The 7,396-nt window shown below is 36.4% G+C and carries 10 protein-coding genes; 7 read left to right on the top strand and 3 right to left on the bottom strand.

All coding sequences use genetic code 11. The features are described 5' to 3' along the window. Together OUY_RS00830 and OUY_RS00825 are read left to right on the top strand one after the other, a co-directional pair. The coding region (locus OUY_RS00830) for an integrase core domain-containing protein (RefSeq protein ID WP_139686440.1) at positions 1-675 on the top strand (675 nt) is incomplete at its 5' end. A gap of 122 nt (positions 676-797) precedes the next feature. Continuing rightward, a complete protein-coding gene (locus OUY_RS00825) occupies positions 798-1,196 on the top strand; it encodes a hypothetical protein (protein WP_246038548.1) in 399 nt (132 codons plus the stop codon). A gap of 158 nt (positions 1,197-1,354) precedes the next feature. Here OUY_RS00825 and dxr read toward each other — a convergent pair whose 3' ends face one another. Together dxr and OUY_RS00810 are read right to left on the bottom strand one after the other, a co-directional pair. After that, a complete protein-coding gene (gene dxr, locus OUY_RS00815) occupies positions 1,355-2,530 on the bottom strand; it encodes a 1-deoxy-D-xylulose-5-phosphate reductoisomerase (protein ID WP_139686439.1) in 1,176 nt (391 codons plus the stop codon). Positions 2,531-2,557: 27 nt separating this feature from the next. Then, positions 2,558-3,052: a hypothetical protein gene (locus OUY_RS00810; protein WP_010406678.1), complete on the bottom strand. Its 495-nt coding sequence runs from the start codon at positions 3,050-3,052 to the stop codon at positions 2,558-2,560. Between the two features lie 316 nt (positions 3,053-3,368). Between OUY_RS00810 and OUY_RS00805 the strand changes: the two genes are divergently transcribed. From OUY_RS00805 to OUY_RS00790, 5 genes are read left to right on the top strand one after another with little or no spacing between them, the layout of a single operon-like run. Then, a complete protein-coding gene (locus tag OUY_RS00805) occupies positions 3,369-4,001 on the top strand; it encodes a hypothetical protein (protein WP_139686438.1) in 633 nt (210 codons plus the stop codon). After that, on the top strand, positions 3,995-4,786 hold the full coding sequence (locus OUY_RS00800) for a hypothetical protein (RefSeq protein WP_139686437.1): 792 nt from the start codon (positions 3,995-3,997) through the stop codon (positions 4,784-4,786). The genes OUY_RS00805 and OUY_RS00800 overlap by 7 nt, the downstream gene beginning before the upstream one ends. Continuing rightward, a complete protein-coding gene (locus OUY_RS06645) occupies positions 4,783-4,917 on the top strand; it encodes a hypothetical protein (RefSeq protein ID WP_281277873.1) in 135 nt (44 codons plus the stop codon). Before OUY_RS00800 ends, OUY_RS06645 begins: the two co-directional genes overlap by 4 nt. 55 nt (positions 4,918-4,972) lie before the next feature. After that, positions 4,973-6,232: a proline--tRNA ligase gene (gene proS, locus OUY_RS00795; RefSeq protein WP_139686436.1), complete on the top strand. Its 1,260-nt coding sequence runs from the start codon at positions 4,973-4,975 to the stop codon at positions 6,230-6,232. After that, a complete protein-coding gene (locus OUY_RS00790) occupies positions 6,229-6,603 on the top strand; it encodes a holo-[acyl-carrier-protein] synthase (RefSeq protein ID WP_010401163.1) in 375 nt (124 codons plus the stop codon). The genes proS and OUY_RS00790 overlap by 4 nt, the downstream gene beginning before the upstream one ends. A gap of 52 nt (positions 6,604-6,655) precedes the next feature. Here the strand turns inward: OUY_RS00790 and OUY_RS00785 are convergent, their stop codons facing one another. Next, on the bottom strand, positions 6,656-7,390 hold the full coding sequence (locus OUY_RS00785) for a hypothetical protein (protein ID WP_006013937.1): 735 nt from the start codon (positions 7,388-7,390) through the stop codon (positions 6,656-6,658). Between the last annotated feature and the right edge of the window lie 6 nt (positions 7,391-7,396).

Here is a 7,396-nt window from a genome sequence, read left to right as displayed (position 1 = left end):
GAAGAACAGATAACAGCTCTAGAAAAGGCTAAGGAAGAAAAAGAGGCCCATGGAGAAATTGAAACAGAGCATCCAGGATACTTAGGTAGCCAAGACAGTTATTATGTTGGTAATATCAAAGGTATTGGACGAATTTACCAGCAAACCTTTGTTGATACCTATTCCAGAGTTGCTTTTGCTAAGCTTTACACAGAAAGGACTGCTATCACAGCTGCAGATCTTCTTAATGATAGGGTAGTACCGTTCTTTGATGAACAGAAAGTATCATTGCTACGTGTTTTGACGGATCGTGGTACAGAGTATTGTGGCAGACCTGAAAATCACGCTTACCAGCTATATTTAGGGGTAGAAAATATTGATCATTCTCGAACCAAAGCTCGTTCTCCACAGACTAATGGCATATGTGAAAGGTTCCACAGAACTATGCAAGATGAATGTTACAATATTATCTTTAGAAAGAAAATTTACACCTCTTTGGCAGAACTTCAGTTAGACGTAGACCATTGGGTGCATTCTTACAATAGATCTAGACCGCATTCAGGTAAATATTGCTATGGTAAGACTCCTATGCAAACCTTTTTTGATAGTATGCATATTGCTTATCAGAAAAATATTGATAGCATTAAACAGGATGCTGATTTTGGTTTTGACTTTGTTAATTCTTCTGTCAGTTAATTCATGCTTGTCAGATTAAGTCTAGACTATTACAATTTATACCTCAAAATTATGCTCGTGCAGAGGAGGAAATTAAGACCGGCAAGAAGGAAAAAAATACAGCTCTACACATTGCTTGCAAGTTGGGAAATGTAGACATGATAAAAATATTACTTACACATCCAAATATCAAACCTAATATTCAAAACTATGAAAACAAAAGTCCAAGAGATTGTATTGCAGGACATGTCAAGAAAGCAATAGAACCAGAATTCCTAAAGATAGAAGCAGTCGCTCAAAAAAGGAAACAAACTAATTATGCTTGTGCTTTTTTGTTATCTGGAGTACTTGCTGCTGGTATATGTTTCGCAGTTGACAACCCAACTCCGCTTGTTGCAACTTCGTTGCTTTTTCTTGCAATAGGATGCGGTTATCTGTATAGAGCAAATACAGTTATTAATGATGTAAGCTTCTCTCAAGTTATTGTGAACGAACGTGCTAGTGATGTATCTGTTCAGGTAAGGTATCATTCCAGCACTTGATGCTGGAATCAAGTTTTTCATTTAATCTCACTGAATTTAGCATAAGCTCAGTTTACTTGTAAATTTTTCTGGATCCCAGTGTCAGCTACTAGGATGACAGGAGTATGAAATGGGGCTACTTGACCATTTAGTTGTCTTTTCTCGTCTACCTTATTTTATCACTCTGCTGAACAGATACCTTTACTTTTTATGATTTCACTGGCAAGAATACGGCTTTCAAAATCGACACTTATTATGTCGGATAGTGAGTTAATATCAGAGTACTTGTCAAAGTTTTCTATTGTTGATTTTACTACCTCTACTACTTCTAAAAAGCCGATTCGTGACTTCAAAAATTCGTTAACAGCTATCTCATTTGCAGCGTTCAAAACAATACTATTTGTATGTGGAGAAGAAGAATTTAACACTTCCATGCTTAGCTTTAGTGAAGAAAAACATTTGTGGTCTGGTTCTTGAAAGGTCAATTTTTTTTGTTTTGTTAAGTCTAACTTGTAGTTCAAAGTTGATCTTTCTGGCCAAGATAAAGCATATGCAATGGGAATTTCCATATCAGTTTCTGCAAGCACAGCAAAGCTGAATCCATCGTGATAAACGACAATTCCATGTACTATCGATTCAGGGTGCACTACTGCTTCAATTCTATTTGGACTAATATTAAACAAATGATGTGCTTCTATTATTTCTAGTGCTTTATTCATCATTGTTGCACTATCAACTGAGATTTTCTTTCCCATTTTCCAAGTAGGGTGACTTAGTGCCTGATTTACTGTGATATTTCTTAATTGTTCAAGGCTATAATTTAAAAATGGTCCACCAGAGGCAGTGAGTATAATCTTTTCTACACATTTATCATCATTTTGCAAAACTTGAAAAATTGCGTTGTGTTCAGAGTCGATGGGAATTATTTGTACGCTCCTTTCTTTAGCTTTTTTAAGTAGTAACTTACCACCGCAAACAATACTCTCTTTGTTTGCTAGAGCAATAACTTTAGTACCGCTTTCTATAACCTTTATAACTGGCTCAAGGCCTGCGATGCCAACTATTGCAATAACTGAGAGATCAACGGGTAGAGAAGCAACATTTGCTAGACCTGGAGCACCAACTTCTACTTTGACGTTTGTACCAAGTAGATCTTCTTTTAAATCTTTGTAGAACCTTTCATCAGAAATGGCAGCATATTTTGCATTAAGTAGATTTGCCTGTTGTGCTAGCAGAGCAAAGTTAGAATTGGCACTTAGTGCTTCCACCTGATATTCTTCCTTTCTCTTTAAGAGCAAATCTACAGTCTTTTTTCCAATGCTTCCTGTTGATCCTAAAACTGAAAATTTTTTCACTAATTACAATAAAATCTTCTTAGTTATTTAGTAACCAAGCTCATGATCATCACCAACAGATGGTGAAGGACCAGGTGAAAAAGATTGGCCATGATGATCACCTGCATCATGCATATCATGCAAACCATCGGCACTTTGAGCTATTTCATTGTTAGAGTGGGGATAATCATCCGGATGATGCCCCTCATCACCGTAGTCCATACCCATTCCTTCTGATGGCATATCTTCTCCACCACCACCTGAAAAATATTCAGCAAGACTTTCAAGAAATTTTATGCCAAACATATTACCTGATTTCCCAAATAACGTTACTAGACTGCTACCACTTACCAAACCTTCGAATACATTATTATAAGCAGCAATTGCTCCTTCATGAAAGTTGAACATCCACTTCATTCCATCCACAATTGTTGCAACAGAGTCACTATGACCAAGACCGAAACCACTTTTCTCACTAGCGGCTTCCTGGTGTTGCTGCTGTGCCTGCCATTCTGCAATATTTGGACCTTGTGCTTCACTCATAAACTTTTATTCTAAGCCTTAAGCTATTATTTTACCAAAAACACTGTAAAATATCAATTGTTTAAGAGAGGTTATCATAAAAATAGCTAACACTAAGCTATTTTTATGATTCTGATTACTCTATACCAAAACATCGATAATGTGCTGTAGTAACAAAGTGATGACTTGAGGTTTAAAACAGCTTCTATTTCTTCTTAGAAGACTGCTCCTCTCTCTTTCCTTTTTATTTTATTATCTTAATGTTAACTTACTCAAAAATTATTGACAAGTAATAATAATTTAATTATTATTACTATATTAATAACAAAGAAGAGAAATGCTTACTAATGATTTATCTAATAATAAAATACCTGCACCGCCACCGCCACCTCCCCCACCTCTGGATTGGAAAAACACTTGTAAGCATAACGATAAAGATGGAAAATCTCCTAGTGTTACTGCAGAAAAAAGCAGCAGTGGCAGTAAGCTAAAAAGAGATTTACCTGAGGTTTCTAATCCAAATTGTCTTAAAGAGTTGGAAAATAATTCAAAATTCAAGGAAGCAAATAATGCGAATGGCGAAACTGCAGATAAAGGAAGCAATATTAGACAGAGTGAGCCAAATAGAATATCAACTACCAAGCCTGTATCACCTAGAGTTTTGAGTCCTCAACAAGATAATTGTAATAGTAACAAACCTTCAGGAACTAACAATAGTACTCAATCAGAAAAAGGGCTATCTGAGAATCCTATTCAACTTGCAACAGAACAAAAAATCGATACTCCCATTGTGATTAATACTTTAGTTGGAATAAGTAAGACAGCTGCCTTAAAATATTCAATTGCTACTTTGTTGCTATGTATATCTAGTGTTACAGCTGGTATATATACATATCTTTCGATTTCAGTAACACTAAGTGATCAGTACTTTTCACAGTTATTGCTTTTGTTTCTGCATCGGTTATGTTGAGCTTAGCTGCATATCTTATCAATTCACACCTTTCTGCAATAAACAGCGAGAAAGGAGTTGATCCTGGTAGAAAACAATCACAAGATTTACAGAAAGCAAAAGGACTTGAACATAGCAATACTCCTACACCATCATTTCCAGTAATGTCTGGAATACCCAGTGCACCGCCACCACCACCTCCTCCTACAGCTTCCAAGTGTACGGAGAAACCTAAGAATGGTGCACCGAAAAAGGCTAATGAATCTGAGCATGATCGTTCTGCTCTGATTGCGCAGATAAGAGGAGGAGGTGTTAAGTTGAAACGTGTTAACAATGAGGTTAAAAATGCTAAGACACCAGGTAATAACAAAGATGGGAAATCACAAGATTTTTCAGATGAATTGAAGGAAAAGCTTAAAAGCCGAAGGAAAGGAATTGTTGGAAAGGACAACGTACAACAGCCAAGTAACCTGGACGGGGCATTCAGTAAAATGTCAGCTATGATCTCACCACCACGGAGTCGTAGTAGTAGTGTATCTAGTAGCAGTAGTGAAGAGTCTGAACAAGATTGGAGCGATAATGAAAGTACATATTCAACACCTCTAAACCCTCAACTAGACAATAAAAAAAGAAGGGATAGTTCCGACAGTGGTTGTGGATCTGATGATAATGTAAAACCTAAATCCACAACTCCACCACGTTCTACACTAAAGGCAGAGAAGCCACCGATATCGCCTAGCCTGTTAATTCAAAAACGAAATATGAAACTTCTCCTGCAGCACAAGCAAATAATGTTGACTCAGTGAATAGTGAGGTGCAAAAACCATTTTCTTTGGTTAATCAAAACATGAATATTTATGGTGGAAAAGCAAAACCATTTCAAGTTCAAAGTGTCATAGATCGAGGTAAGAGCAGTAGTGCACCCTTCTTAAAATAAGTTTACCTACAGGTCTGATTGTATTAAGATTACTTAGTACAATCAGATTTATCAAATGCGTTTATCTCAATATTACCTGCCAACTTTAAAAGAAACCCCTGCCGGTGCTGAAATTATTTCTCATCAATATTTATTACGTGCAGGCTTAATCAAGCAGACAGCATCTGGAATTTATTCTTGGCTGCCGCTTGGCCTTTTGGTACTTAAAAATATTGAAAATATTATCAGAGATGAAATTGGTGCAATTGAAGTGTTGATGCCTTGTGTGCAGCCAGCAAGTCTTTGGCAAGAGTCAGGACGTTACGATGATTACGGCAAAGAAATGCTACGTATTAAAGATAGGCATGAAAGCGATATGCTTTTTGGTCCAACACATGAGGAAGTGGTAACTGATTTGATTAGAAATACGGTAAAAAGTTACAAAGATTTGCCACTTTGTTTATATCAAATTCAGTGGAAGTTTCGTGACGAAGTAAGACCTCGTTATGGCGTTATGAGAGGCAGGGAATTTCTGATGAAGGATGCATACAGTTTTGATGTAGATTACGAAGGTGCACTGAATTCATATAATTTGATGTATAAAACTTACATAAAAATCTTCAAACGAATGGGGCTTACTCCAATTGGAGTGAGGGCAGATACAGGACCAATTGGAGGAAATTTAAGTCATGAATTTCATATATTGGCAAACACCGGTGAGAGCACTCTATATTATGACAATAAACTTTTTGAATTACTAGAAAGCGAAGATATTGAAAGCCTGAAGAGCATATATGCAGTTGCAGATGATATGCATGATCCTAAAATTTGTCCTATACCGCAAGAACAGTTAAATGTTAGTAAAGGTATTGAAATAGGGCATATTTTTTATTTTGGCAACAAATATTCAAAGCCTATGAAGGCAAGTGTTACTTCTCAAGATGGAAAAAATGTTAACATGCATATGGGTTCGTATGGTATTGGAGTTTCAAGGCTTGTTGGCGCAATAATAGAAGCTTTCCATGATGATAAAGGAATTATCTGGCCAGAGGCAGTAGCTCCTTTTAAAGTTGGTTTGATCAATTTACAAACAAAAGTAACGGTGGCTGCAGATAAAATATACAAAGCTTTGAAAAGCGATGAAGTGCTTTATGATGATACGGACGAAAGTGTAGGAGTGAAATTTGCCAGAATGGATCTGATAGGCTTGCCGTGGCAAATAATTATTGGAAAGAAAGCGGTAACTTCAAATATAGTTGAAGTAAAAAATAGGGCAACTGGAGAGGTAGAGGAAATACAAGTTGAAGAAACAATAAATCGTTTTAGTGCAAAATGATATACGGTATTGGCACTGACATAGTATATATACCCAGAATATTGAGAATATCACAAAAATACGGGGAAAAATTTCTCAATAAAGTCTATACTAAGAAGGAGATAGAGATAAGCAAAAAATATAATAGCCAAGAAGTAAGAGCAAAATATTTTGCTAAACGCTTTGCTGCAAAGGAAGCTTTTGTTAAAGCGCTAGGCACTGGATTCAGCCAAGGAATTATAATGAAAGATATAGAAATATACAGTACTATCAGGGGAAAACCACATCTTGCTATCACAAAGGATTTCATCTCGAAAGACTACAAGATACACCTTTCTCTAAGTGATGATCAAGATTATGCTACTGCGTTTGTTGTAATTTGCGTTGAGTAGATATTGTTTAGTACATACGATTTCAAAAATTTTTTTGAAATTATACTTTGACCTACACAGATCGACCTTTCTGTGAATCCTGGTTTCTGCTTTCTTCAACTTGTTTTGCAAAAGACGTCTCTTGTGTATTCATATGTTGAAGTGGTTTAGCAATTTCGCGCACAACAGCAGCAACTGCAGTTAAAAACGCCTTGAATAATCCACCTAAAACTCCACCAACTGCTTCTCTACCGTACATACGAGCTTGCTTTTCATTGTCATCAGCAGTTTCCCCTGCCCTCCTTCGTGGATCCATTCTATGAGCAATAACTGAAAACAACACCCCCCTAATTGAAGACTTCACTCGTGCTTTTGCCTTCTGAACATCCCCATCACTTGCTACTTCATGTTTTTCCCTACTATTCATTAGCTCCTTTTGTTGTTGAAAACTTAAGATCTCTTCCATCAGTTGTTTCTTTCTCTTTTCCAGAACTCTTTTCTTGGACTCTGATTTATCGCGAGTGTGTTTTGTGGTTTCAAGTTCTACATCAATATCCTCAGATGCTGCTTGGCTATATAAGGTTTCTATGAGCCTATCTATACTTCGCTTTACTTGCATAGTCCTTTCGTAACTATCTAAATTATCAACTCCTTCATCAATTTGACTTAAAATATCCTCGAAAGGTTTTAAATACTCTTTAAATTGCTCTTCGAGCTGATTTTCATTCTTCAAATTCCTTTCTCTTCTGTCATCGCTATTCTCTTCAACATTATCATCACCTTCTTCGAAAAGATCCTCATCGTTCATAATTTT

This window comes from Wolbachia endosymbiont of Leptopilina clavipes (genome assembly GCF_006334525.1).
Taxonomy (GTDB): Bacteria; Pseudomonadota; Alphaproteobacteria; order Rickettsiales; family Anaplasmataceae; genus Wolbachia.
This window is presented reverse-complemented; position numbering and strand designations above follow the sequence as displayed.